The organism is Bradyrhizobium sp. IC4060, from assembly GCF_020193715.1.
Taxonomy (GTDB): Bacteria; Pseudomonadota; Alphaproteobacteria; order Rhizobiales; family Xanthobacteraceae; genus Bradyrhizobium; species Bradyrhizobium yuanmingense.
Genome location: NZ_JADYVJ010000001.1, coordinates 1428458 through 1454075, shown reverse-complemented (window position 1 = coordinate 1454075; position 25618 = coordinate 1428458). Strand labels below are relative to the sequence as shown.

Annotated in this window: 23 protein-coding genes; 12 read left to right on the top strand and 11 right to left on the bottom strand. The window is 65.3% G+C overall.

All coding sequences use genetic code 11. From position 1 onward, the window contains the following. Positions 1-9: 9 nt before the first annotated feature. A complete protein-coding gene (locus I6F16_RS06815; protein ID WP_085968941.1) occupies positions 10-573 on the bottom strand; it encodes a TRAP transporter small permease subunit in 564 nt (187 codons plus the stop codon). Positions 574-667: 94 nt separating this feature from the next. Further along, the gene (locus I6F16_RS06810) at positions 668-1774 is read right to left on the bottom strand and encodes a TRAP transporter substrate-binding protein (RefSeq protein ID WP_036006206.1); all 1107 of its coding nucleotides are present in this window, start codon (positions 1772-1774) and stop codon (positions 668-670) included. Between the two features lie 15 nt (positions 1775-1789). Between I6F16_RS06810 and I6F16_RS06805 the strand changes: the two genes are divergently transcribed. Both I6F16_RS06805 and ppc read left to right on the top strand, forming a co-directional pair. Continuing rightward, positions 1790-2128 (top strand): hypothetical protein, encoded by a 339-nt coding sequence (locus I6F16_RS06805; protein ID WP_225113539.1) that lies wholly within the window; start codon positions 1790-1792, stop codon positions 2126-2128. An 870-nt stretch (positions 2129-2998) separates the two neighbouring features. After that, a complete protein-coding gene (gene ppc, locus I6F16_RS06800; protein ID WP_225113538.1) occupies positions 2999-5797 on the top strand; it encodes a phosphoenolpyruvate carboxylase in 2799 nt (932 codons plus the stop codon). A gap of 70 nt (positions 5798-5867) precedes the next feature. Here the strand turns inward: ppc and I6F16_RS06795 are convergent, their stop codons facing one another. The 3 genes from I6F16_RS06795 to I6F16_RS06785 form a co-directional block, all read right to left on the bottom strand. After that, positions 5868-6782, bottom strand: coding sequence for an SDR family NAD(P)-dependent oxidoreductase (locus I6F16_RS06795; RefSeq protein ID WP_036023023.1), 915 nt, complete (start codon positions 6780-6782; stop codon positions 5868-5870). Between the two features lie 187 nt (positions 6783-6969). Further along, complete coding sequence (locus I6F16_RS06790; protein ID WP_225113537.1) at positions 6970-8109, bottom strand: thiolase; 1140 nt, start codon at positions 8107-8109, stop codon at positions 6970-6972. 4 nt (positions 8110-8113) lie between these two features. Continuing rightward, a complete protein-coding gene (locus tag I6F16_RS06785) occupies positions 8114-8527 on the bottom strand; it encodes a Zn-ribbon domain-containing OB-fold protein (RefSeq protein ID WP_027558650.1) in 414 nt (137 codons plus the stop codon). 176 nt (positions 8528-8703) lie between these two features. On the opposite strand from I6F16_RS06785, the gene I6F16_RS06780 reads away from it, so the two are divergent. The 5 genes from I6F16_RS06780 to I6F16_RS06760 all read left to right on the top strand — a co-directional run bounded on the left by I6F16_RS06780 (position 8704) and on the right by I6F16_RS06760 (position 13831). Continuing rightward, positions 8704-10053, top strand: coding sequence for an amidase (locus I6F16_RS06780; RefSeq protein WP_225113536.1), 1350 nt, complete (start codon positions 8704-8706; stop codon positions 10051-10053). Then, positions 10046-10732 (top strand): DUF2848 domain-containing protein, encoded by a 687-nt coding sequence (locus I6F16_RS06775; protein ID WP_225113535.1) that lies wholly within the window; start codon positions 10046-10048, stop codon positions 10730-10732. Before I6F16_RS06780 ends, I6F16_RS06775 begins: the two co-directional genes overlap by 8 nt. A gap of 394 nt (positions 10733-11126) precedes the next feature. Further along, positions 11127-11873: a 2OG-Fe(II) oxygenase gene (locus I6F16_RS06770; RefSeq protein WP_225113534.1), complete on the top strand. Its 747-nt coding sequence runs from the start codon at positions 11127-11129 to the stop codon at positions 11871-11873. Between the two features lie 9 nt (positions 11874-11882). Then, positions 11883-12536, top strand: coding sequence for a DNA oxidative demethylase AlkB (alkB, locus tag I6F16_RS06765; protein ID WP_109144453.1), 654 nt, complete (start codon positions 11883-11885; stop codon positions 12534-12536). Positions 12537-12589: 53 nt separating this feature from the next. Continuing rightward, positions 12590-13831 (top strand): MFS transporter, encoded by a 1242-nt coding sequence (locus tag I6F16_RS06760; protein ID WP_225113533.1) that lies wholly within the window; start codon positions 12590-12592, stop codon positions 13829-13831. On the opposite strand, the gene I6F16_RS06755 is transcribed toward I6F16_RS06760, so the two are convergent. From I6F16_RS06755 to hpaH, 6 genes are all read right to left on the bottom strand, one after another. Further along, positions 13809-15434, bottom strand: a complete 1626-nt coding sequence (locus tag I6F16_RS06755; protein WP_225113532.1) for a thiamine pyrophosphate-dependent enzyme — start codon at positions 15432-15434, stop codon at positions 13809-13811. The two genes, I6F16_RS06760 and I6F16_RS06755, sit on opposite strands and share 23 nt — an antisense overlap. Positions 15435-15459: 25 nt before the next feature. Continuing rightward, the gene (locus I6F16_RS06750) at positions 15460-16329 is read right to left on the bottom strand and encodes a fumarylacetoacetate hydrolase family protein (protein ID WP_225113531.1); all 870 of its coding nucleotides are present in this window, start codon (positions 16327-16329) and stop codon (positions 15460-15462) included. After that, a complete protein-coding gene (hpaD, locus tag I6F16_RS06745) occupies positions 16329-17312 on the bottom strand; it encodes a 3,4-dihydroxyphenylacetate 2,3-dioxygenase (protein ID WP_225113530.1) in 984 nt (327 codons plus the stop codon). The genes I6F16_RS06750 and hpaD overlap by 1 nt, the downstream gene beginning before the upstream one ends. Positions 17313-17446: 134 nt before the next feature. Next, positions 17447-18985 (bottom strand): 5-carboxymethyl-2-hydroxymuconate semialdehyde dehydrogenase, encoded by a 1539-nt coding sequence (hpaE, locus tag I6F16_RS06740; RefSeq protein ID WP_225113529.1) that lies wholly within the window; start codon positions 18983-18985, stop codon positions 17447-17449. After that, complete coding sequence (locus I6F16_RS06735; protein ID WP_036023039.1) at positions 18978-19376, bottom strand: 5-carboxymethyl-2-hydroxymuconate Delta-isomerase; 399 nt, start codon at positions 19374-19376, stop codon at positions 18978-18980. The genes hpaE and I6F16_RS06735 overlap by 8 nt, the downstream gene beginning before the upstream one ends. A gap of 20 nt (positions 19377-19396) precedes the next feature. Further along, positions 19397-20203: a 2-oxo-hept-4-ene-1,7-dioate hydratase gene (gene hpaH / locus I6F16_RS06730; RefSeq protein WP_225113528.1), complete on the bottom strand. Its 807-nt coding sequence runs from the start codon at positions 20201-20203 to the stop codon at positions 19397-19399. Between the two features lie 111 nt (positions 20204-20314). Between hpaH and hpaR the strand changes: the two genes are divergently transcribed. From hpaR to I6F16_RS06705, 5 genes are all read left to right on the top strand, one after another. Then, a complete protein-coding gene (gene hpaR, locus I6F16_RS06725) occupies positions 20315-20833 on the top strand; it encodes a homoprotocatechuate degradation operon regulator HpaR (RefSeq protein WP_036006169.1) in 519 nt (172 codons plus the stop codon). A 115-nt stretch (positions 20834-20948) separates the two neighbouring features. Beyond that, the gene (locus tag I6F16_RS06720; protein ID WP_225173511.1) at positions 20949-21725 is read left to right on the top strand and encodes an aldolase/citrate lyase family protein; all 777 of its coding nucleotides are present in this window, start codon (positions 20949-20951) and stop codon (positions 21723-21725) included. A gap of 97 nt (positions 21726-21822) precedes the next feature. Then, the gene (locus I6F16_RS06715) at positions 21823-23346 is read left to right on the top strand and encodes an altronate dehydratase family protein (RefSeq protein WP_225113527.1); all 1524 of its coding nucleotides are present in this window, start codon (positions 21823-21825) and stop codon (positions 23344-23346) included. A 237-nt stretch (positions 23347-23583) separates the two neighbouring features. Then, complete coding sequence (locus I6F16_RS06710; protein WP_036006163.1) at positions 23584-24102, top strand: PAS domain-containing protein; 519 nt, start codon at positions 23584-23586, stop codon at positions 24100-24102. Beyond that, positions 24080-25384 carry a methyl-accepting chemotaxis protein gene (locus I6F16_RS06705; RefSeq protein WP_225173510.1) on the top strand — a complete coding sequence of 435 codons (1305 nt, stop codon included), beginning with the start codon at positions 24080-24082 and terminating at the stop codon, positions 25382-25384. The genes I6F16_RS06710 and I6F16_RS06705 overlap by 23 nt, the downstream gene beginning before the upstream one ends. The last annotated feature ends 234 nt before the right edge of the window (positions 25385-25618 follow it).

Sequence of the window (25618 nt, the reverse complement as noted above, 5' to 3'; positions counted from 1 at the left end):
CTTCTGCGGTCATATCTCGACTTTCTCCTTATGCTCCAGCTCGACGCCGGTGCGCGCCATGTAGATGCTCTTGATCAACTCGGACACGCCCTGGACCAGCAGCAGGAGGCAGGCGAGCGGCACGACGAATTTGAACGGCCACAGCACGGGCCGCCAGGGAGTCTGGTCCGAAGTCTCGTTGATCAGCCAGGCGTAGTGGAATTCGTTCCAGCTGATCAGGAACAGCATGATCAGGCTCGGGAAGAAGAAGACGACATAGGAGATCGTATCGATCCAGCCCTTCCTACGGATCGAGAACTTCTCCCAGAAGAAGTCGGTACGGATATGAGCACCCTTGTGCAGCGCGTAAGCGGCGCCAAGCATGAAGAGCGAGCCGTAGAGCATGTAGGTTGCGTCGTAGGCCCATATGGTCGGCGCGTTGAACAGGTAACGCGCCCCAACCTCATAGGCGACGGCGAGAACCAGCGGCACCGAGAGCCACGAGATGATCGTGCCGGTCCGGTCGGTGAAGCCGTCGATCATCCTGATGATAGCCAGAAGCGCCGGTGGCTGCCCGCCTGTTATCTCAGCCATGCCTCGCCCCTTTCGCCGATCATTCGTGCGGCGCAAAGCAGGCCGCCTGCGTGCGAATTGAGGGCGGTCAAATCGGCCGCCCTCGGAGGAAGTCCTATTTCTCGGTTGGGAAGTAGTAGTTCGCCATGAAGGAGTATGGCGGGAAGTAAGACCTCTTGTACGGGACCACAGCGCTGGCATACGCCTTCTGCGAGTCGTGCACCTTCTTGAAGAACGGGTTCCTGGCGCCCTCGGCGGCCGCGATCTCGTCCCACTTCTTGATGAAGGCCAGCAGGATCTCCGTCGGCGTGCGGAGAATCTGTACGCCGTGCTTCTGCTGCATCTCAATCAGCGCATCGGCGTTCTGGCGCTGCCACTTGGTCCACCAGACGAGGAATGTCTCGTTGGCCGCCGACTTGATGATCTCCTGATGTTGCGGGCTGAGCTCCTTCCACACATCGCCGTTGATGACGAGCTCGCCGACCGTCACGTTCTCATGCAAGCCGGGTGAATAGTGATACTTCCAGACGTTGTGGAAGCCGAGCTGCATGTCCTCGATGCCGCCGACCCATTCGGCGCAATCGATCACGCCGCGTTGCGCGGAGGGAATGATTTCTCCGCCCGGCATGTTGACCACCGTGAAGCCGAGCGCCTGCCACACTTCGCCGGCCATGCCGGTCTGGCGGCATTTCATGCCCTTCATGTCCTCGACCGTCTGGATCGGCTTCTTGAACCAGCCGAACGCCTGCGGCCCTGCAGGCAGGATTGGAAACACGACGAGGTTGAGCTTGAGCTCCTTCTGATAAAACTCGTTGTAAAGCTCGAGGCCGCCGCCGTGATAGAGCCAACCCATCACGTCCATGAAGTCCATGCCGAAGGTGCCGCCGGGACCGCCGGTGAACAGGATCGCGGTCTTGTTCTTGCCGGTCCAGTAGCCGGCCCACGCATGCGCTCCGTCGAGCACCTTCTTGTTGGTTGCGTCCAGCACCTCGAACGCCGGCACGACCTGGCCGGCGGGCATCGCCTCGATCTTCAGCGCGCCGGCTGACAGCTTGTTCACTCGATCGACGAAATAGGTGAAGTTGTCATAGAGCGTGAGCGACGCCGGCCATGTGGCCTGCATCTTCAACACCTTCGTCTGCGCCATGACTGTTGTGGTGGATACGACAAACGCCGAAGCGATCAGGGCAACGGCGACCAGTCCCAGAAACATGCGTTTCATGAGCCATCTCCTCCCTTGGACAACGTGACCGCGGCGAACTATTCTCTTCGTTGTTCTTGGTCGCCAAGTCTTCAAACCACGTCTGTCATCATTCTGCCACCATCGCCGCAAGTTGTCATCTTGCTTTCTGGCGGTAGCAAGCGCTGGAATTGGACATGGTCGAGACGTCAGCTCTTGGCCACGAACCTCATTCGTTTGTTGCGCTGGCTGTCGGTGGCAAACCAGACGCCGGGGGCGCCTTTGGCTGCGGCGGGACGCGGCCAGGCGATGCGGCGCACACCATGCCTCGCGTTGCCCGACGGGCAAAACACGCCAATGCAGGTCAAATGGCGGGAGTGCAAATATTCTGATTGACCGAATTCGCTGTTTCGGGTAAACCGCAGCACATCCCGGCTCGTTAAAGGGACGTTTCGCGATCGTCACGATACGTAGGCCAGGATGCGATGGACGCGGCAGCGCCGGCGCGTGACGGGATGGCAGGGCGGGCAAACCCGTGAGCCATCGCGATCCGCGGCACGACACGGTGTGGTCACAACGTTGCTTTTCGGCATTGGGGGCGAGCACGCGCGAGCTTCCGACAGTCCGGGAGAGACGTCCGCGGACGGCAAAAGCGTGTGGTCCTGACGCCCGGGGTCTGTGCGTCAAGGCTTGCGGTGGTGAAGCGGCCCGACCGGGTGCGCGCATCAGTGATCCGCAAGGCGACGGGGGCAATAGTGCATCGCTCCCCGGGGAGAGCGCGCCATAAGCCGTAAAACCATTGCGCAGGGAAGGCCGGGATGTTCCGGCATCACCTGTGGTCACCCCGCGTGCGTCTTGTCGCGTGCGGACCTTGGGTGCCGGCTGGCGCCCGGCCTTCCCTGCGCCCTTGCTTCTCGATGAGGGCGAAACGGAAAGCAAAACTTCGGGCGCCTGCGCCGCGAGACCGCGAAGGCATGCTTATTATACGACTAGCTATTTTCTCGTGCCCCGGACGCAGCGCAGTGCGCCGCGCCTTCGCGGCGTGGTGCGCTGCAGAGCCGGGGCCCATTGCGGCGATGTGCTCTGAGGCTCCTGGGTCCCGGCTCGGCGCAGCAACGCTCGAAGGCGTTGCTGCTTGTCCGGGACACGAGGTCGTCGCACTCCGATCCACGGTGCGTCGCCCCAACTTCATCTTGCACTGCGGTAGAAAAGTATCGCACACTCCGCCGGACCGGGCCGCCAAGGGCGCGAGCAGGGGAGCGAGCCATGTCCCTCCAGACCGTACCATCCGACAGCACTGAGCAGCGCCCCAACCGCCCTGAGGATTTCCAGGCGATGGAGGCCGATGCCCGGCTGCGGGACGATATCCGCCTGCTCGGGCGCATTCTGGGCGACACCGTGCGCGACCAGGAGGGCGCCGACGTGTTCGACCTGGTCGAGCGCATCAGGCAGACCTCGATCAGGTTCCACCGCGACGAGGACCGGCTCGCCCGCCGCGAGCTCGAGCAGATCCTCGACAGCATGTCGACCTCCGAGACGGTGCGGATCGTCCGCGCCTTCAGCTATTTCTCGCACCTTGCCAACATCGCCGAGGACCAGAACAACATCCGTCAGATGCGCGCGCGCGCGGCGGCCAAGAATGGCGGCTCCGGCGTGCTGGCGGAGACACTGGCGCACGCCAAGGCGGCGGGCATTGGTCCCGACCAGCTCCGCAACTTCTTCAAGACCGCGCTGGTCAGCCCGGTGTTGACCGCGCATCCGACCGAGGTCCGCCGCAAGAGCACCATGGACCGCGAGATGGAGATCGCAGCCCTGCTCGATCGCCGCGAGCGGGTTGCACTGACCGCGGAGGAGGCGGCTGCCAGCGACGAGCAGCTCCGCCGCGAGGTGCTGACGCTGTGGCAGACCAACCTCTTGCGCCGGACCAAGCTCACCGTGCTGGATGAGGTCGCCAACGGCCTGTCGTTCTACGACTACACCTTCCTGCGCGAGGTGCCGCGGCTCATCAACGCGCTGGAGGATCGGCTGGAGGAGAGCGGCGAGCAGGCGGCCGGCGACCTTGCCTCGTTCCTGCGCATGGGCAGCTGGATCGGCGGCGACCGCGACGGCAATCCCTTCGTCACCGCCGACGTGATGCGCGGCACGCTGCGGCTGCAGTCGAGCCGGGTGATGCAGTTCTATCTCAACGAGCTGCACGTGCTCGGCGCGGAGCTGTCGATCGCAGCCCATCTCGCCGACGTCTCCGAGGAGCTGCGCACGCTTGCGGAGCGTTCGCCGGACACCTCGCCGCACCGGAGCGGCGAGCCCTATCGCCTGGCAGTCTCAGGCATCTATGCCCGCCTCACCGCGACGGCCGAAAAGCTCGAAGTCGAGATCACGCGCCGGCCTGTCGGCAAAGCGGCGCCTTACGAGAGCGTCAGGGAGCTGCTAGCCGATCTCGACGTGCTGCATCGCTCGCTGATCTCCAACAACGCCCGCGTCATCGCGCGCGGCCGGCTGCGGCTCTTGCGCCGCGCGGTGGATTGCTTCGGCTTTCACCTGGCCCGGCTCGACATTCGCCAGAACTCGGCCGTCCACGAGCGCACCATCGCCGAGTTGATCGACGCCGCCAATCCCGGCATGTCCTATCTCGCGCTTGGCGAGGACGCTCGCATCTCGCTGCTGACCAACGAATTGCGCTCGACGCGCGCGCTGGTCTCGCCCTTCGTCAAATACAGCGACGAGACGATGGGCGAGCTCAACGTGTTCCATGCCGCCGCGGAAGCGCATGCGAAATTCGGCTCGGACGCCATTCCTCAATGCATCATCTCGATGTGCAAGGGCATGTCGGACATGCTCGAGGTCGCCGTGCTCCTGAAGGAGGTCGGCCTCGTCCATCCCTCCGGCCGCAGCGCCATCAACATCGTGCCGCTGTTCGAGACCATCGAGGATTTGCAGGCTTCGAGCAGCATCATGGACCGCATGCTGTCGTTGCACGATTACCGCCGGCTCGTCGACAGCCGCGGCAGCGTGCAGGAGGTCATGCTTGGGTACTCCGACAGCAACAAGGACGGCGGCTTCGTCACCTCGGGCTGGGAGCTCTACAAGGCCGAGATCGGCCTCGTCGAAGTGTTTGAGCGGCACCACGTGCGCTTACGCCTGTTCCACGGCCGCGGCGGCTCGGTGGGGCGCGGCGGCGGGCCGAGCTATGACGCCATCATCGCGCAGCCCGGCGGCGCGGTGAACGGCCAGATCCGCATCACCGAGCAGGGCGAGATCATCTCGTCGAAATATTCCAACACCGAGGTCGGCCGCAACAATCTGGAAATCCTCGCCGCGGCGACGCTGGAGGCAAGTCTGCTGCATCCGCGCCAGAGCGCGCCGCGCCGCGAATATCTGACCGCGATGGACGAACTCTCGAACCTCGCCTTCAAGGCCTATCGCGGCCTCGTCTACGAGACCGAAGGCTTCGTCGAGTACTTCTGGTCGTCCACCGTCATCAACGAGATCGCCACGCTCAACATCGGCAGCCGTCCGGCCTCGCGCAAGAAGACCCGCGCGATCGAGGACCTCCGCGCGATTCCCTGGGTGTTCTCCTGGGCGCAATGCCGACTGATGCTGCCGGGCTGGTACGGCTTCGGCAGCGCGGTCGAACAGTGGATCGCGGAGCATCCAGAGCAGGGCATGCCGTTCCTGAAAGAGCTCTACCAGGAATGGCCGTTCTTCCGCATGCTGCTGTCGAACATGGACATGGTGCTGGCCAAGAGCTCGATCGCGATCGCCTCGCGCTATGCCGAGCTGGTGCCGGACGAGGCCTTGCGCGAAAAAATCTTTGGCCGCATCCGCCGCGAATGGCATTCCTGCATCGAGACGCTGCTCGACATCATGGGTCAGGACCGTCTGCTCCAGGGCAACCCGCTGCTGGAGCGCTCCGTGCGCCACCGCTTCCCCTATCTCGATCCGCTCAACCACGTGCAGGTCGAGCTCTTGAGAGAGCACCGCGCGCAGAACCCCGACGAGCAGGTGCTGCGCGGGATCCAGCTGACCATCAACGGCATCTCGGCGGGGTTGAGGAATACGGGGTAGGGCGAATTGCGAATTGCGAGTAGCGAATAGAAACCCTATTCGCCATTCGCCACCCCCTATTCGCGCAATCTCACACCGGATCCCAGGTGAAGATGTCGGCCGAACGATCGAGCTTGTAGAACGAGCCCTTCAGCGCCGGCATGCCGTGTTCCGCGATCGACTGCGGAGTCCAGCCTTCGTTCCGCTGCACCGAGCGGATCGGACGGTTCTGGCTGAACAGGAAGATCTCGTTCATGCGCACGCCAAAGATCTGGCCGGTGACGTCCTTGGCGGAATCGCCGAGCAGATAGCCGCAGAGCGGGGCGATCTTCTCCGGGCCCATCTGCTTGATCTTCTCGACACGCGCCTTCTCGGCGTCGGTCTCGGTCGGGATGGTGCCGATCATGCGGGTCCAGGCGAACGGCGAGACGCAGTTGGAGCGGACGTTGAAGCGGCCCATGTCGAGCGCGATCGACTTCGACAGCCCGACGATGCCGAGCTTGGCCGCCGCGTAATTGGCTTGTCCGAAATTGCCGATCAGGCCGGAGGTCGAGGTGAAGTGCACGAACGAGCCCGACTCCTGCTCGCGGAAGATGCGCGCCGCGGCGTGGCTGACGTAGAACGAGCCCATCAGATGCACCTTGATGACGGCTTCGAACGCTTCCACGCTCATCTTGTGGAAGATCATGTCGCGCAGGATGCCGGCATTGTTGACGACGCCGTCGAGCCGGCCGAAATGATCGGTCGCGGTCTTCACGATCTTGCTGGCGGGGATCGCTTCCGCGACGCTCTCGAAATTGGCGACCGCCGTGCCGCCGCGCTTCTTGATCTCCTCGACCACCTCCTCGGCGGGCGCCGCGTTCGCGCCGGCGCCGTCGGCGGCTCCGCCGGGATCGTTGACGACGACCTTGGCGCCCTCGGCGGCGCACAGAAGTGCAATCTCGCGCCCGATGCCACGGCCTGCGCCGGTGACGATGATGACCTTGTCTTGCAGTGATTTGCTCATGTGGGTTCTCCGCTATGCGTTCCGGCGTTTGTTACCTCGCCCCGCTTGCGGGGAGAGGTCGGATCGCATCGAAGATGCGATCCGGGTGAGGGGGTACAGGTCTCGCGGCCATCTCATCCGTGGAGAGAGGCCCCTCACCCCAACCCTCTCCCCGTAAGAACGGGGAGAGGGAGAGGCGAGCGGCGCATTACCTCTCGTTCGTAAACACGATCGTGCCACTCGCCGCGAACATGCCGCCGACGCCGTGGCACACCGAAATCTTCGCGTTCGGCACCTGCGCCGGCGCGATCCCGCGCATCTGACGCACACTCTCCTGCAGCGCGTACATGCCGTACATGCCCGAATGCATGTAGGACAGGCCGCCGCCATTGGTGTTGAGCGGCAGTTTCCCGCCGGGACGCGTGTTGCTGTCGGCGATGAACTGGCCGGTTTCCTCGTAAGGCATGAAGCCGAGGTCGCCGAGTCCGAACAACGGCAGATGCGCGAAGGCGTCGTAGATCATGAGATGGTCGACATCCCCGTGCGCGATGCCGGCTTCCTTGAACGCCAGCGGCCCGGCGGTCTTGAACGCACGCGAGGAGTTGAACGTCTCCATCTGGCTGACCATCGGCGTCTCGACGCTCTCGCCGGTGCCCATGATGTAGACCGGCTTGCGCGGAAAATCCCTGGCGCGGTCGGCCGAGGTCAGGATCAGCGCGCCGCCGCCGTCGGTGACGAGGCAGCACTGCAGAAGCCGGAAAGGATAGGCGATCATGCGCGAGTTGAGGACATCGGCGACCGTGATCGGCTCCTTCATCATCGCGCGCGGATTCTTCGCCGCCCATTCCCGCTGCACCACCGCAACCGAAGCCAGCTGCTCGTGGGTGATGCCGTAGGTCTTCATGAAGCGCAGCACGGGAATAGGGAACATGCTTGGCGGGCCGTAGACGCCGTAGGGCGCCTCGAACTGGCCGTTGAGGCTGTCGGCCGGCGTCGAGCGCGGCAGTTTGCCGATCATCGACTTGCCGCTCTCGGCATGGGTGATCAGCACGGTCTTGCACAGACCCGCCTCGATCGCCGCCGCGGCGTGGCGGACATGCAGCATGAAGGAGCAGCCGCCGACCGAGGTGCCGTCCACCCAGGTCGGCTTGATGCCGAGATAGTGGCAGACCTGCTGCGGCGTTTCGACGGCGGTGGCAAAGCCGTCGATGTCGGACAGCTTCAGCCCGGCGTCGGCAATGGCGTTGAGCGCGGCATCCGCGTGCAGCTGGAGCTGCGAGGCGGTCGGGATGACACCGAGCTCGGTGGTCTCGGCTGCGCCGACGACGGCAACCTGGTTCTTGCGCATGACCTTACCCCTTCGCCGGGCGGAAGACGGGGAGGGTGATCTTGTCGTCGAGCTCCTGGAACGCGACCTCGAGCTTCATGTCGAGTTCGAGCGCCTCGGGTGTCTGCGGGCAGTCGATGATGTTGCTCATCATCCGCGGGCCCTCGTCGAGCTCGACCACCGCGATGGCGTAAGGCGGCGTGAAGCCCGGCGCGGCCGGACGATGGTTGATCACGTAGCTGTAGAGAAAGCCCTTGCCGCTGGCCTTGAAGATGCTGACCTTGCGCGAGGCGCAGGAGGGGCAGAACGGGCGCGGCGGGAAGTAGACATGGGCGCAGGCATCGCAGCGCTGCAGGCGCAATTCGCCGGCCTTGGTGCCGTCCCAGAAATGCTGGGTCTCCGGCGTCGGTTTCGGTCGCGCGCGCTGCGGTTCGGCCATGTGGGCGGCTCCTCCCAAAGACAGGCCTCGCGCCCGCCGGTTTCGAACTTGATGCGACAATCGACCATGGCGCGTCAACGGTCCAGCAATGCGCATGCATGCCATCATGCGCACAATGCTTGTGTCGAGCTGAGCCAGCGCTATAGATTGCGCGCGAAATATTCCGTGAGACAGACATGCCTGATTTTCCGACACTGGCGCAGCTTGCCGAAGACCTCGAAAGCGGCCGCATCATCTCCCGCAAATTGGTCGAGGCCTGCCTCGCCAGGATCGCCGACCCCGCGGGCGAGGGCCAGCGCGCCTTCATCCATGTCGACAAGGACGCCGCGCTCGCCGCCGCCGATGCGATGGATGCCTTGCGCAAGGCCAAGGCGGCGCCGTCGCGCTATGCGGGCATCCCGGTCTCGATCAAGGATCTGTTCGACATCAAGGGCCAGGTGACGCGCGCCGGCTCGCGCGCGCTGGATGACTCAGCCCCTGCCGAGCACGATGCCGCGACGGTGGCGCGGCTGCGCAAGGCCGGCTTCGTCGTGATTGGCCGCACCAACATGACCGAGTTCGCCTATTCCGGCATCGGCATCAATCCGCATTTTGGCACGCCGAAGGGGGTCTGGAACCGGTCCGAAGGCCACGTGCCGGGCGGCTCGTCCGCCGGCGCAGCGGTGTCCGTGCTCGACGGCATGGCGCATGGCGCGCTCGGCACCGACACTGGCGGCTCCTGCCGGATTCCGGCCGCCTTCAACGGCATCGTCGGCTACAAGCCGACGCAGCGGCGCGTGCCGCTCGACGGCTCGGTGCCGCTGTCGTTCTCGCTCGACAGCATCGGGCCGCTGGCGCGATCGGTCAGCTGCTGTGCCATACTCGATGCCGTGCTCGCGGGCGAGCCGATCGTCGCCTTGAGGCCGCGGCCGATCCAGGGCATGCGCCTCGCGGTGCCCATCACGATCGCGCTCGATGACCTCGACGCCGAGGTGGCCAAGACCTTCGAGCGCGCGCTGAAGACGCTGTCCGATCACGGTGCCATCGTCGAGCGTATCGAGATGGCGGAGTTCCACGACGTCGGCCCGATGAATGCCAAGGGCGGCTTCGCGGCCTCCGAGAGCTATGCCTGGCACCGCTATCTCATCACGGCCAAGGGCGACGTCTACGATCCCAGGGTCGCTGTGCGCATCATGCGCGGCGAGGCGCAGAGCGCGGCCGACTACATCGATCTGCTCAACGAGCGCCGCTCGCTGATCGCGCGCGTCAATGCGCGCATCGCGCCCTATGACGCGCTGGTGCTGCCGACCACGCCCAACACACCGCCGAAGATCGCCGACCTCGCCGACGATCAGGCGTTCACCCGCGAGAACATCCGCGCCTTGCGCAATTGCAGCCTGATCAACCTGATCGACGGTTGCGCCATCTCGCTGCCCTGTCATCGCGAGGGCGACGTTCCCGTCGGCCTGATGCTGGCGGGCGCAGGCGGCTCGGACCGCCGCATCTTCGAGCTTGCTGCCGGCATGGAGGCCGTCATTCGTGTTTGATCTCACGTTCACCGTCGATGCCCAGGACACCACCACGCCGCTGACGCTGCCGATCGACCAGCTGGTCATCGCCGGCTGGACCGGCCGCGACACGGTCGCGCGCGACAAGCACATCGCCGAGCTGGAGGAGATGGGCATCGCCCGCCCAGCCTCGACGCCGATCTACTATCGCGCCTCGGCGCGCCGGCTGACCCAGGAGGACAGCATCGAATGCACCGGTGGCGATTCCTCCGGCGAGGTCGAATTCGTGCTGATCGGCTGGCAGGGCCGCATCTTCGTCGGCTGCGGCTCCGATCACACCGACCGCAAGGTCGAGGCCTACAACGTCACGGTGTCCAAGCAGATGTGCGACAAGCCGATCGCCTCGACGCTGTGGGAGCTCGAGGACGTCATCGGCCATTGGGACAAGATGCTCCTGCGCTCCTACGCCACCATCAAGGGCGAGCGCGTGCTCTACCAAGAGGGCACGCTGGACGCGATGCTGCCGGTCGCCGACCTCATCGCGCGCGGCTTTGACGGTGGCAAGTTCCCAGACGGCTGCGCCATGTTCGGCGGCACCTTCGCCGCCAAGGGCGGCATCCGCCCGGCCGACCGCTTCGACTTCGAGCTGGAAGACCCCGTGCTGAAGCGAACGATCAGGCACGGCTACGACGTGGCGACGTTGCCGGTGAGGGGGTAACTCGCGCCACAAGCGACGGCCTCGTAGGGTGGGCAAAGCGAAGCGTGCCCACGTATTGCGAAGACGTGGGCACGGCGCAAGAGCGCCTTTGCCCACCCTACGAAACTGTCGGTGAGGGGCTGATCTCTCTCCGCGTCATTGCGAGCGAAGCGAAGCAATCCAGGCTCTCTCCGCGGAGCCAGTCTGGATTGCTTCGTCGCGAGGGCTCCTCGCAATGACGGGAGAGATACGGAAATCGGGTGGCCGTGGCGGTCGCCGTCTGCCACACCCCGTCATTCCGGGGCGCGCCCACTTGGGCGCGAGCCCGGAATCCATACTCCCGATCGTGGTTATGGATTCCGGGCTCGCGACTTCGTCGCGCCCCGGAATGACGGATGTGAATGGGATGATTGCTATGGCCATCGCGAAACGCGTTTCCGCACCAGACTCCGTTCCCAACCTCGCCGACCATGTCGACGCCCTCGACTGGCCGCAGATCACCGCCGAGCTCGACACCCAGGGCTGCGCCGTCCTGAACAACCTGCTGACGCCTGACCAATGCCGCGCCATCGCCGCGCTCTACCCGGACGATGCGCACTTCCGCAGCCGCATCGTGATGGGCCGCCACGGCTTCGGCCGCGGCGAGTACAAGTACTTCGCCTATCCGCTGCCCGATCTGATCGCGCAGCTCCGCCCGGCGCTCTACGCGCATCTTCAAGCCGTCGCCAACCGCTGGAACGAGGCGATGGGCATCGACATCCGCTATCCCACCGCGCACGCGGCGTTCCTGAAGCGCTGCCACGACGCCGGGCAGACGCGGCCGACGCCCCTGCTGCTGCAATATGAGGCCGGTGATTACAATTGCCTGCACCAGGACCTCTATGGCGAGCACGTGTTCCCGCTCCAGGTTGCGATCCTGCTGTCCGAGCCCGGACGCGATTTCACCGGCGGCGAGTTCGTGCTGACCGAGCAGCGCCCGCGCATGCAGTCCCGCGCCGAGGTGGTGCCGCTGGCACAGGGCGATGCGGTCGCCTTCGCTGTGCATCATCGTCCGGTGCAGGGGACACGCGGCACGTACCGCGTTAATCTCCGCCACGGCGTCAGCCGGATCAGGTCCGGCCGGCGCCACACGCTGGGTGTGATTTTTCACGATGCCAAATGAGCGGAGCCGTTGACGGCTGATTTGTTCGATAGCGTCGCAGAAGCCCAACCGTCGCGCGAAAACATCGCCGATGGGGCCGTGCTGCTGCGCGGCTTCGTCAAGCCGATCGAGAGCGGGCTGATCGACGCCGTGCGCGCCGTCGTCGCGCAATCGCCGTTCCGGCGGATGACGACGCCGGGCGGCCATCTAATGTCGGTGGCGATGACCAATTGCGGCGAGCGCGGCTGGATCACCGATCACACCGGCTATCGCTACGACCCGATCGATCCGCGCACCGGTGCGCCATGGCCGGCGATGCCGCCGCTGTTGGCCGATCTCGCCCGCCGCGCCGCGGAGCAGGGCGGCTTTGAAGGCTTTGCCCCCGATGCCTGCCTCGTCAACCGCTACGAGCCGGGCACGCGGCTGTCGCTGCATCAGGACAAGGACGAGCTGGACTATTCCGCGCCGATCGTCTCGGTCTCGCTCGGCCTGCCCGCGACCTTCCTGTTCGGCGGCCTTGCGCGCGCCGACAAGCCGCGCCGCTTCCGCCTCGTCCATGGCGACGTCGTGGTCTGGGGCGGGGCCAGCAGGCTCGTCTATCACGGCGTCGCACCGCTCGCCGACGGCGAGCATCCGCTGCTCGGCCGGAAGCGGATCAATCTGACCTTCCGCAGGACGCGCTAACGCGTTTCCTCGCCGCCTTCGCTCGTCTAAGCTTCGGGCGGGGAGGCGGCGACATGACCACCACACAGAGCTCGGCCGGCACGGGCACGGCGAACCGCACGGGGCTTTATCTCGCAGGCCTGCAATTGGTGTTCACGCTCGGCTGGACGACCTATGTCGTCTACCTGCCAAAGCTAGCGGCCGAGGTCGGCATCGCGTCGTCCGCCGTGATCCTGATCCTGATGCTGGATCAGGCGATCTTCACCATTGCCGACACCGCGATGGGAGTAGCCGCCGACAGGCTCGCGCCCCATGTCGGCAGGCTCGGCCTGTTCGTCGCCGTCGTGGCCGCGGTCTCCTGCGGCGCCTTCGTCGCGCTGCCGTTCGTTGCCGGAGCCGGTGCGGCGGCGCAGGGCTGGTTCATTGCGCTGATCGTGATCTGGTCGATCACGTCCTCCGCGTTGCGGGCGCCGCCACTGACCTTGCTCGGCAAATACCGCGCCCAGCCGCAGGTGCCGTTCCTCGCAGCGCTCGCCATGCTCGGCTACGGCGTCGCCGGCGCGCTCTCGCCCTATCTCGGCGTGGTGCTGCGCGAGCACGATGCGCGGTTGCCGTTCGTGATCTCCAGCGTGGTGCTGCTCCTGACCGCGCTCGGGCTGTCCAGGATCGAGCACGACGTGGCGCACGACACCGTGCCGCCCACACCGGACGAAGCGGCAGCACCGCTCGGTCTCGTCCCGATCACCTTCATCGTCGCGATGGTCGCGCTCGCACTCGGCTACCAGCTGCACTTTGCCATGAACAGCGCGCCGTTCTATCTGCGCTTTGCAGCTCCCGGCGACCTGCAATGGCTGATGCCGGTGTTCTGGATCGGCTTCAACATCGCGATGTTTCCGGCAAGCCTCGTCGTCAAGCATCGTGGCGGCCTCGTCGTGATGGGTGCCGCGGGCTTGTTCGGTGCGGTGGCGATTGCGGCGGCCGAGTTCGCCGGCAATCTCAACATGCTGATCGCCGCGCAATTTCTCGCCGGAGCCGCGTGGGGTTGCATGCTGATGAGCGCGGTCTCGGCTGCGCTCGCGATCGGCTCGACCGGCGCTGAAGGCAAGGTCACGGGCCTCGTCTTCTCCGCGCTCGCCCTCGGCACCTTCGCGCGGATGGCGGCGGTTGCCGGCGGCCTGCAGAAGATGCCGGAATACGCGCCGCTGCTGCACTGGGCGCCGGTCGCCTGCTGGTCGGTCGCAGGCGCCGGTCTGCTGGTGATTGCAGCCGCGCGGCTACAGGGAGCGTCCGGCCTCAAGGCTTCGGCGGGTGAATGAAAGCCCACGGGCTGACTTCGGAATCCCTGGGCACCTCGACTGAAATCAGCACCGGCCCGCCGTGGCCGAGCGCCTTCTCCATCGCCGCCTTGAACTGCTCCGGCGCGGTGACGCGCGCCGCGGCGACGCCAAAGGATTCCGCGAGCTTGACGAAATCCGGATTGATGAGGTCGGACGCCACCACGCGGCCATCGAAATGCTGGCGCTGGTCGCGGCGGACATTGCCGTAGGCGTTGTTGTTGAACACCAGCGTCACCACGCCGATGTTGAACTGCACGGCGGTGGCAAGCTCCTGCACGCCGAACATGAAGCCGCCGTCCCCGGTGATGGCCACCACCGGCTTGTCGGGATTGGCGACCTTGGCGCCGAGCGCGGTCGGGAAACCCGAGCCGAGCGTGCCCTGGTAGCCCGAGGTGATGAAGGTGCGCGGCTGGTACACCGGAAAGCCGTACCAGGAGGCGAAGCCGACCTGCGATAGTTCGTCGGTGACGATCGCGTTCGCCGGCAGTACCTCGCGCAGGATGTTGAGATAGGCCATCTGCGGCTGGACCCGCTGGATCTCGGCTTGCGCGGCCGCGGTGGCCTCGCGGATCGTGCCGCGCCGTCCGGAGGTCTTGCTGTAGCCGGCCTTGCCCACGGCGGCAGCGAGATCGCGGGTCGCGGCCCTGGCGTCGGCGACGATCGCAGTGTCGGACGAGAACCGCCGCATCTCGACCGGATCGATGTCGATGCGGATGCACTTCAGGCCAGCGGGCCGATACGGCCAGCGCGACATGGTCGGCAGCTCCAGCCGCGTGCCGATGCCGATCATGAGATCGGTGTTCGGCCACAGCCTGTAGGCCGCGGCCATGGTGAGCCCGAGCTCGTGCGCATTGGAGACGATGCCGCGGCCGCTACGGAAGGCGACCACGGGCGCATCGATCATCTCGGCGAGTTCGAGGATCTCCTCACCCGCTTCGATCGCGCCGCTGCCGACGAAGATCATCGGCGCCTTGCTGGTCCTGATGAGCGCGGCGGCCTGCTTGATCATATCAGGATCGGGCTGCGGCGCCGGCAGCGGCTCCAGCACCTGCGCAGGCACTGTTGCCGCGCGCTGCGTGAAGACGTCCCAGGGCATCTCGACCGAGGCGGGGCCGCGCCGTCCCGACATCATCTCCTGGAACGCGCGTGCCACGATCGTCGGCGCATTGCCGGGATATTCGATGCGCTCGGCCCATTTCACATAGGTGCGCAAGGTTGCGAGCTGGTCCGGCATCTCATGCAGATGGCCGCGACCCTTGCCCAGGAACGAAGTCGGCACCTGGCCGGTGACGCACAGCACCGGCTCGTTGCAGCCGAACGCGGTGAGCAGCGCCGCGCTGGCATTGAGCACGCCCGGGCCGGGTACCACGCTGAACACGCCGGGCCGGCCGCTGGAGCGCGCATAGCCGAATGCCATGTAGCCGCAGGCCTGCTCGTGCCGCGCGCCGATCACCTTGAGCTGGGCCTGGTGGAAGGCGTCGAACAGGCCGTAGACCTGCGCTCCGGGCAGGCCGAACACGGTGTCGACGCCGTGGGCGACAAGCCCGCTTACGATCGCTTCGCCGCCGGTGAGGCTGGTCATTTGGCTATTCCATTTCGCTTGTTGTTCAGGCTTCGTCGACCACGCCGTTGCGCAAGCGTCCGATCCCCTCGGCCTCGACCTCGACGATGTCGCCGGGCTTCAGATATCGCGGCGGATCGAACCGCGCACCCGCGCCGGTCGGCGTGCCCGTGACGATGATATCGCCGGGGACGAGGGTTGCGAAGGTCGAGATATAGTTCAGGAGATAGCGGAACGAAAACATCAGCCGGCTGGTGCGATCATCCTGTCTGAGCTCGCCGTTGACATGCGTGGTGAGCCTGATGTCGGCGACCTGCGATTCCCGCGTGTAGGGCACGAGCCACGGGCCGAGGCTGCCGCTGGAATCGAAGTTCTTGCCTTGCGTCACGTTGAACTTGGCGTGGCGCAGCCAGTCGCGCACCGAGCCCTCGTTGCACAGTGTCAGCGCCGCGATGTGATCGAGCGCTGTGCTTTCGGGGATATGCCGGCCTGGCTTGCCGATCACCAGCACGATCTCGCCTTCATAGTCGAGCTGCGCGGAGGCGCGCGGGCGCACCAGCGGCGTGTCGTGGCCGACGAAGGAGCGGGGCGAGCGCATGAACATGCTCGGATATTTCGGCGCCTCCTGGCCGTCCTTGTACTCGACATTGCGGTCGGGATAGTTGACGCCGATGCAGATGATCTTCTCCGGCGCCGGGACCGGCGGCAGCCAGGTGATCTCAGTGAGCGCGTGATCCGGTTTGCGGCCAGCGGCCTCTTCGGCAAAGCTGATCAGCTTGCCCGCAGCGATCACCTCGCGCAGCGTGGGATAGTCTCTGGCGTGACGCGCGGAGAGATCGACGATGCCGCCCTCCAGGACGGCGCCATAGCTGACATCACCCTTGACGGAATAGGTGGCGAGACGAGGCAGCTTCATCAATCCGCCACCAGCACATCGGCCACGAATTTCGGCTCGCGCACGGCCTGCCCCGTGAACGGCGAGCCCTGCTCGAACCAGGAGCGCGGGGCAGGGGCGCCCCACAGCGTCTGACGGCGCGGATCGCGCAGCGACCAGCGCAGCGGCTCGTGGTCGTGGTCCCCGGTGAAATAATCGCTGGTGTAGAGCTCGAGGCGGTGTCCGTCGGGATCGCGCACATAGAGGAAGAACGCGTTCGAGATACCGTGGCGTCCCGGACCGCGTTCGATGTTCTTCACGAAGCCCTGCGAAGCCATGACGTCGCAGAGATGGATGATGTTCATCGCCGTCGGCGTCCAATAGGCGAAATGGTGCAGCCGCGGACCCTTGCCGTTGGTGATGGCGAAATCGTGGACATTGCCCTTGCGATGCATCCAGGCCGCGGCGATGCGCCCGTCCGGCCCGTCCTCCTCGGCATATTCGGTGAGGCGAAAGCCGAGCCGGGCGTAGAATTCCATGGTGTCCTGCACTTCGGCGGCGAAGACGTTGAAATGGTCGAGCCGCTGCGGGTGGCAGCCCCGATAGAGGTCGTAGCGGCGCAGGAGATGCGGCCGCCGCTCCATCGCCGCGTAGAGCTCGATTCTAAAGCCAAAGGGATCGGTGAATTGCAGCGTGCGGCCCTGGAACGACTGGTCGACGAAGGCGTAGGCGAGGCCGTTCTCGGACAGGAACGCGGCGGCCTTGTCGAGATCTTTGTCGTTGCCGACCTTGAAGCCGAGCCGGGCGCAAGCCGGCGCGGCGGCTTTCCGTAGCACCAGGGAGTGATGCTGGTGCTCCTCGGCCGCGCGCAGGTACACGACCTCGTCGTCCGCGTCCTCGACATGCAGGCCGACCATGCTTTCGTAGAACTCGCGGCTCAGCTTCAAATCGGTGACGTCGAGCACGACGTGGCTCGAGCGGATGATGTTGAACGGCGGCTCGAAGACGTGTTGCGGTACCGGCATGTGCGTTTCCCCTCTCTCGGCTTCGTCATTCCGGGGCGTGCGAAGCACGAACCCGGAATCCATTCATCCACCAACTCTGCTGCTCGATGGATTCCGGGTTCGGCTCTTCGAGCCGCCCCGGAATGACACCGCCGCTAAATTCCCAGCTTCTGAATCTTGTGCGTGCCCCGCGCCAGCGAGACGTGCTTGGTTTCCATGTAGAAGTCGAACGAATAATCGCCGCCGTCGCGCCCGATGCCTGAAGCCTTCATGCCGCCGAACGGCGTCGGCAGGTGGCGGACATTCTCCGAGTTCAGCCAGATCATGCCGGCCTCCAGCGCATCGGCAACGCGCAGCGCGCGTCCCATGTCATTGGTCCAGACATAGCCGGTCAGACCGTAACGGATGTCGTTGGCGATCTCGACCGCGTCCGCCTCGTCGCGGAACGGCAGCACGGTGAGGAACGGCCCGAACACCTCCTCCTGCGCCACCCGCATCTTGCCGTGCGCCCCGGTCACCAGTGTCGGCTCGACATAATGCCCGCCGCCGGGCCCGTCATAGGCCTTGCCGCCGACCGCGATCGTCGCGCCGTCCTGGCGCGCCACGTCGAAATACGAGCAGACCTTTGCCAAGTGCCGCTCGTGGATCAGCGGGCCGATCTCGGTGGCGGGATCGAGGGGATGGCCGACCTTGAGCGCCTTCACCCGCGCCGTCAGCTTCTCCACGAATTCTTTCGCGATGCTCTGCTGGATCAGCAGGCGGCTGGAAGAGGTGCAGCGCTCGCCGTTGAGCGAGTAGATCATGAACACGACGGCATCGAGCGCGCGGTCGAGATCGGCATCGTCGAACACGATCACCGGATTCTTGCCGCCGAGTTCGAAATGCACGCGTTTCAGCGTGGGCGCGCCCTGCATCATGATGGCCGAGCCGGTCGCGCTCTCGCCGACGAAGCCGATTGCCTTGATGGCGGGATGCTCGGTCAGCGCCTTGCCCGCTTCCTCGCCGAAACCGTGCACGGTGTTGAGCACGCCGTCGGGGACGCCGGCTTCCTTGACGAGCCTGGCGAGAATGGAGGCCGTCACCGGCGACCATTCGGCCGGCTTGTGCACGACCGTGCAGCCGGCCGCAAGCGCCGGGGCGATTTTCCAGGTCGAGAGCATGAATGGCGTATTCCATGGCGTGATCACGCCGACCGGGCCGATCGGCACCCGCGTCGAGACGTTCCAATGCTCGTCGCTCGGCGTGTTGAGGCCGTCGCGAGCTTCTGCGCATTTGTCGGCGAAGAAGCGGAAATTCTCGGCGGCGCGGATCGCGGCCTTGGCCATGAAGCGATAGGCCTGCCCGGTATCGATGCATTCGAGTACCGCGATGTCCTCCGCATTGTCCTCGATCGCGTCGGCCACCCGATGCAGCAGCTTCTTCCGCATGGCCGGACCCATGTCGCGCCAGGACTTGAAGGCGAGCGCAGCCGCAGTCGCCGCCGCGTCGATATCCTCGGCCTTGCCCCGCGCGACACTGGCGAGCACGGCACCATCGACCGGCGACCTGGTCTCGAACGTCTCGCCGGAGATCGAGGCGACGGTCTTTCCGTCGGTCATGTGACCGATGCCGTCCGCGCGCAGAGTCTTCAAAAGCGGCGCGAGGCGGTCACGGTTGGCCTGGAACAGATCGGCTTTCGGCGTGGGCTTATCCATGAGCGGCCTCCGCTTTCAGGGCGTCGTGAATGTTGTTGCGCTTCCAGCTGGTGTCCTTGTCGTTGATCTGCATGTCGAACGACAGGGCGAACTTGCTGGCGGCGAAGACGGGATCGAGATGTCTTGAGAGCGCCTGGAAGACGTGCTCGCCGGCCTTCTGGCGGGTAGGCAGGTCGCGGCCCTCGCCGATGCGCAGCACCATGTCGAGAAAGCCGTAATCCTGCTTTGCATCCGCAATCGCATAGTGCTCGCAGCGGATGGCACGAACGCGGATGCCGCCGAGCGGGAAGATACCGGTCTCGCTAGCTGCCTTGCGCACGACCTCGCACACCGCGGCGATGTCGAGGCGGCCGTCGAGATTGGCCGAATATTCGATGGTGAAATGCGGCATCGCGGTTTCACTCCCTGTCTTCAGGCGAAGTAGCAGCTGACCGAGCCATAGGCGCCATAATCAGCCTGGATTGTGTCGCCCTTGCGGGTCTCGATCGGACGGATGAACGAGCCGGCGAGCACGACCTGGCCCGGCTCCAGCGCCAGCCCAAGCGGGGCGATCTTGTTGGCGAGCCAGGCGACGGCGGTGGCGGGATGGTTGAGCACGCCGGCGGCAAGGCCGGTCTCTTCCAGCTGGCCGTTCTTGAAGCACAGCACTCCGATCCAGCGCAGGTCAGCATCCAGCGGGCGGATCGGCCGCCCCCCGAGCACGATGCCGGCATTCGCCGCATTGTCGGCGATGGTGTCGAAGATCTTTCGCGTCGCCTTGGTCTTGGGATCGACGCGCTCGATCCGTGTATCCAAAATCTCCAGCGCCGGCACCACGAAGTCGGTGGCGTTGAGCACGTCGAATAGCGTGCAGTCGGGCCCAGAAAGGCGCTTGCTCATGACGAAGGCGAGCTCGGCCTCGACGCGCGTCGCGATGAAGCGCTCGGTCGGCACCAAACCTCCATCGGCGAAGAACATGTCGTCGAGCAGCACGCCGGAATCCGGCTCGTCGATGCCAAGCGCACTCTGCATCGCCTTCGAGGTCAGGCCGATCTTGTGGCCTTTGACCACGCGCCCCTCGGCGATCTTGGCGTCGACCCAGGCCTTCTGAATCGCGTACGCATCCGAGATGCTGATGTCCGGGAAATCTTGCGAGAGCTGGCGGATCTGCGTGCGGGTCTTCTCCGCCTGGTGCAGACGCCTCGCGCAAGCTTGGATATCGTCGTTGGAAAGCGCCATTTGTGATCTTACAAATCGTGGTGCCGCGAGATACTTAACATGTTAAGTGAATGCGTCAAACACAAATTCGGCTTGCTGCACTGCAAACGTTTTGCGGCTTGAAAGGGCGTCATGACCAAGAAATCCGCCGATCCCGCCAATGGTCACCCGCCGGCTGCGCGCCAGGTGCCGATGCGCGATTTCTCTCGCTCGCTGCCGATGTCGCTGCTGCGGGCCCGGGAAGCGGTGATGCGGCAGTTTCGTCCCTCGCTGCGCGAGCACGGCCTGACCGAGCAGCAATGGCGCATCCTGCGGGCGCTGGCGGCGATCGAGGCGGTCGAGGTCACGGAACTCGCGCGCACCGCGTTCCTGCTCGGGCCGAGCCTGTCGCGCATCCTGCGAGACCTCGAGGCGCGCAACCTGATCGAGCGCAAGACGGCGAAAGCCGACCAGCGCCGCAGCATGGTCTCGATCTCGAAGGAGGGGCTCAAGCTGATGGCGTCGGTCGCGCCGACGTCGGAAGCGATCTATGCCGAAATCACGCGGCGCTTCGGCGCACGCAAGCTCGCCGAATTGCAGGAGATGCTCGGCGAGCTCGAACGGAGCCTTGCGGGGCTCGGAGGCACAGATGATACCCTCGCGGAGGGATGAACCCTGATATGCGTGCGTGCGCGGCGAGAGCCATGGACATTCACGCTTTTTTTCGCTCAAAGTGCGGCCCAACCGATCCGCGGCGAAGTGAGAGCAACAGGGAAGGAAAGGCAACGTGGCCAATAAAGTCAAAGAGATCTGGAAGTCGGGCAAGGCGGTCGTCAACGCGTGGCTTGCCATTCCCTCCGGCTTCTCGGCCGAGATGATCGCGCAATGCGGCTTCGACAGCGTCACGGTCGACATGCAGCATGGCGTGCAGGACTATCTCTCGATGGTGCAGTGCTTCCAGGCCATGGACAAGCATCCGGTCACCCCGATGGTCCGCGTGCCCTGGAACGAGCCCGGCATCATCGGCAAGGTGCTCGACGGCGGCGCCTATGGCGTGATCTGCCCGATGGTCAACACGCCGCAGGAAGCCAGGAACCTGGTCTCCTATTCGAAATATCCGCCCAAGGGCGTGCGCTCCAACGGTCCGATCCGCGCCGGCATGTACGGCACCGCCGGCTCCTATCAGAAGACGGCCAACGACGAGATCGTGCTGCTGCCGATGATGGAGACGCGGACCGCGGTCGAGAACATGGAAGCGATCCTCGACGTCGAAGGCATCGACGGCGTCTATATCGGCCCGTCCGATCTCGGCTTCTCCTATGGCCTCGAGCCCAAGCTCGACCGCAGCGAGCCCGAGATTCTCGCGATCTACGAGAAGATCATCAAGGAGTGCGGCAAGCGCGGCCTCAACCCGGGCATCCATTGCAGCGGCGCCGAAGGCGCGGCGCGCGCGACCAACATGGGCTTCAAGCTGGTGACGCTGTCCAATGAAGTCGGCCTGATGACGACCTACGCCAAGATGCAGGTGAACGCCACCCGCAAGGAATCGGGCGGCAAGGCCTGAGAAACTCGCGAATGGCGAATGGGGAGTAGCGAATAGGGCTACTCCCTTTTCCATTCGCCACTCGCCATTCGCTATTCGCCTCCAAAGGAGACCCGCCATGACCATCAGCCCCGTCATCCGCCTGCATCCCGATGATGGTGTGGTGATCGCGCGCGCGAGCCTGCCGCCGGGAACATTGGTGGCCGACGGCGTGACTACGGTCGACCGCATCCCCTCCGGCCACAAGGTCGCGATCAAGCCGATCGCGGTGGGCGAGCCGGTCAAGCGCTACGGCCAGATCATCGGCTTTGCCACGCAAGCGATTGCGCCGGGCCAGCACGTGCACGTGCAGAATTGCGGAATGGGTGATTTCGCCAAGGACTATGCCTATTGCGCTGACGTCAAGCCGACGCCGAACTTCGACCTGCCGGCGACCTTCGAAGGCATCCGCCGTCCGGACGGCCGCGTCGCCACGCGCAATTATATCGGCATCCTCACCTCGGTGAATTGCAGCGCGCATGTCGCCAGCCTCGTCGCCGACGTCTTCAAGAAGAATCCGTTCACCGGCGACAATCCGCTCGCTGACTTCCCCAACGTCGACGGCGTGGTTGCGCTGACCCACAAGACCGGCTGCGGCATGACACAAAACGAGCCGCTGGCGTTGCTCCGCCGCACACTCGGCGGCTATGCGCGGCACGTCAATTTCTCGCACGTCATCGTGCTCGGTCTCGGCTGCGAGGTGAACCAGATCGGCGGCCTGATGGAAGAGCAGAAGCTCGCCGGACGCCTGCGCGCGATGGACATCCAGGAGGTCGGCGGCACCCGCAAGACCGTCGAAGCCGGCATCGCCTTCGTGCGCGAGGCGCTGACTGACGCCAACAAGGTCCAGCGCGAGACGGTGCCGGCGAGCGAGCTCACCGTGGCGCTGCAATGTGGCGGCTCGGACGGCTATTCCGGCGTATCGGCCAATCCTGCGCTCGGCGCAGCCAGCGACCTCATCGTGCGTCACGGCGGCACCGTGATCCTGTCGGAGACGCCGGAGACCTACGGCGCCGAGCATCTCTTGACGCGCCGCGCCGTCAGCCGCGAGGTCGGCGAGAAGCTGGTCGACCTGATGCGCTGGTGGGATGAGTACACCGCGCGCGAAGGCGCCGAGATGAACGCCAATCCGAGCCCCGGCAACAAGGCCGGCGGCCTTACCACCATTCTGGAGAAGTCGCTCGGCGCGATGGCGAAGGCCGGCACCACCAATCTCGTCGAGGTGCTGCGCTACGCCGAGCCCGTCACCAAGAAGGGGTTCGTGTTCATGGACACGCCCGGCTACGACCCCGTGGCCGCGACCGGGCAGGTCGCAGGAGGTGCCAACCTCGTCTGCTTCACCACGGGCCGCGGCAGTGTGTTCGGCTGCAAGCCGGCGCCGTCGATCAAGCTCGCCACCAACACGCCCATGTACAGGCGCATGGAAGAGGACATGGACGTCAATTGCGGCACCATCCTCGAAGGCGAGGAGAGCGTCGAACAATGCGGCCAGCGCATCTTCGATCTCATCCTCAAGACCGCCTCGGGCCAGCCGACCAAGAGCGAGAGCTTCGATTTCGGCGGCGCCGAGTTCGCGCCCTGGGTGCTCGGCGCGACGATGTAGTCGCGCGAGCATCGCCGCGCAACCCAATCAAGCGCCGCCGGTATCCGATGATCGCAACCGGAATTGGGACGCGTGTGGCGATCCGAAATGCAACGGCCGTTCGCTAAGTAATGATACGGAGGTGGGCGCCTCCCGTGAGAAGTTCCCGGCTTACATCTGGTTAACACTGTTGCCGTAGACAGGAGGCGATGCGGCTTCACAGCGTGGTGGGGCCGGCGTGATTTGAGGATCCAGCCGATGCAAGCGATACGTCCCACTGGGGTGGAAAATCTCCTCGGTGAGGAGGAGCTGATCGTATCGAAGACCGATCTCAAAGGCCGCATCACCTACGCCAACGACGTCTTCATCCGCATGGCGAAGTACTCGTGGAAGGAGCTGATGGGCGCGCCCCACAGCCTGATCCGCCATCCCGACATGCCGCGCGCTGTCTTCAAGCTGCTCTGGGACACGCTGCAGTCCAAGCAGGAGATCTTCGCCTACGTCGTCAACCTGGCGAAGGACGGCAGTCACTATTGGGTATTCGCCCACGTCACGCCGACATTCGACGAGCGCGGCAACATCGTCGGCTATCACTCCAACCGTCGCAAGCCGGATCCCGCGCAGATCGAGCGCATCAAGCCGATCTACAAGACGCTGTGCACTGAGGAGGCGCGGCATGCCAACGCCAAGGAGGGCATGCAGGCGAGCTTCGAGGCGATGGTCGGGCTGCTCAAGCAACAGGGTGTCGGTTACGATGAATTTGTGCTCTCTCTCTAAGGCGCAGGGAGCAACCGCGCTCGCGTGTGGTCTTGCCGTCCTTGCGTTCGTTCTCTCGCTTCTCGGCATGACCGGGATCGCGAGTGCCGCTTCTCTCGGCGCGACGATCGCGCTCTCCGGCTATGCGGTCTGGTGCCAGCACCGCACCGCGATTGCCGTCGACGAGGTCGCCGCTGTGTGCCGCAAGGCGGCGGGCGGCGATCTCGAGGCGCGCATCCTCAGTGAGCGGCAGGCCGGGCGCATCGGCGCCATCCAGAGATCAGTCAACGACATGCTCGACATTACCGATGCGTTCCAGCGGGAAGCTTCGGCATCGATGGAGTATGCCAGCCGCGGCAAGTATTTCCGCAAGATCCTGGCGCGCGGATTGCCCGGCTCGTTCCGCCGCTCGGCGACCGTCATCAATGCCGGCACCGACAGTCTCGGCCGCCGCGTCGTCGAGATCGCGGACCTCGCCAGGCGGTTCGGCACGCATCTCGATCAGGTTGCGGGCACGCTGATGGGCGCCGCGACCGATCTCGAATCCGATGCCGGCCAGATGGCGGCGGCGGCGGAGAAGACCAGCCTGCAAACCTCCGGCGTGCTCTCCGCGTCCGACCAGGCCTCGCGCAACGTCGCCACTGTCGCCAGCGCCGCCGAGCAGCTCGCATCGTCGATCGCCGAGATCAACCGCCAGGTGGCCGGCTCGACCGCGAGCACGGGCCGGGCGGTGAACGAAGCCAATCGCGCCGGCAGCGAGATCCGGAGCCTTGCGGACGCCGCGATGCAGATCGGCGACGTCGTCAAGCTTATCAGCGAGATCGCCTCGCAGACCAACCTGCTCGCGCTCAACGCCACCATCGAGGCGGCGCGGGCAGGGGACGCCGGCCGCGGTTTCGCGGTGGTGGCCTCCGAGGTCAAGAGCCTCGCCAACCAGACCGCCAAGGCGACCGAAGAGATCAGCGCCAAGGTCGGCGAGATGCAGCAATCGACCACCAATTCGGTCGCGGCCGTCGAGGCGATCTCGCAGACCATCGCCGAGATCAACGGCATCACTGCCTCGATTGCCGCCTCGATCGAGCAGCAGGGCGCGGCGACGCGCGAGATCGCCCGCAACGTTCACGAAGCCTCCGCCGGCACCTCGCAGGTCTCCTCCAACGTGACGGGCATCAGCGAGGCCGCCGCCGACACCGGCCGCGTCGCTGCACGCGTCAACCACGCCTCCGAACGCGTCCACGGCGAAGTCGAGACGCTCCGCCGCGAAGTGACCCAATTCCTGCAAAGGCTGACCTCGGCGGCGTAGGGCTTTCAAACCCTCTCCCCTTGTGGGACAGGGTGGCTTCGCTGAAAGCGAAGCCGGGTGAGGGGTCTCTATCCTCACGAGCGGTTTTGCGGGTTGAGAGAGACCCCTCATCCGGCGCTTCGCGCCACCTTTTCACAAGGGGAGAAGGGAAGAGCCTCGCCGGCGCGGCCCAATAACAACCACCATCACCCGCCCCGCACCTTACCTAGGCACCCCGTGCCCGTTGTTAGTGCT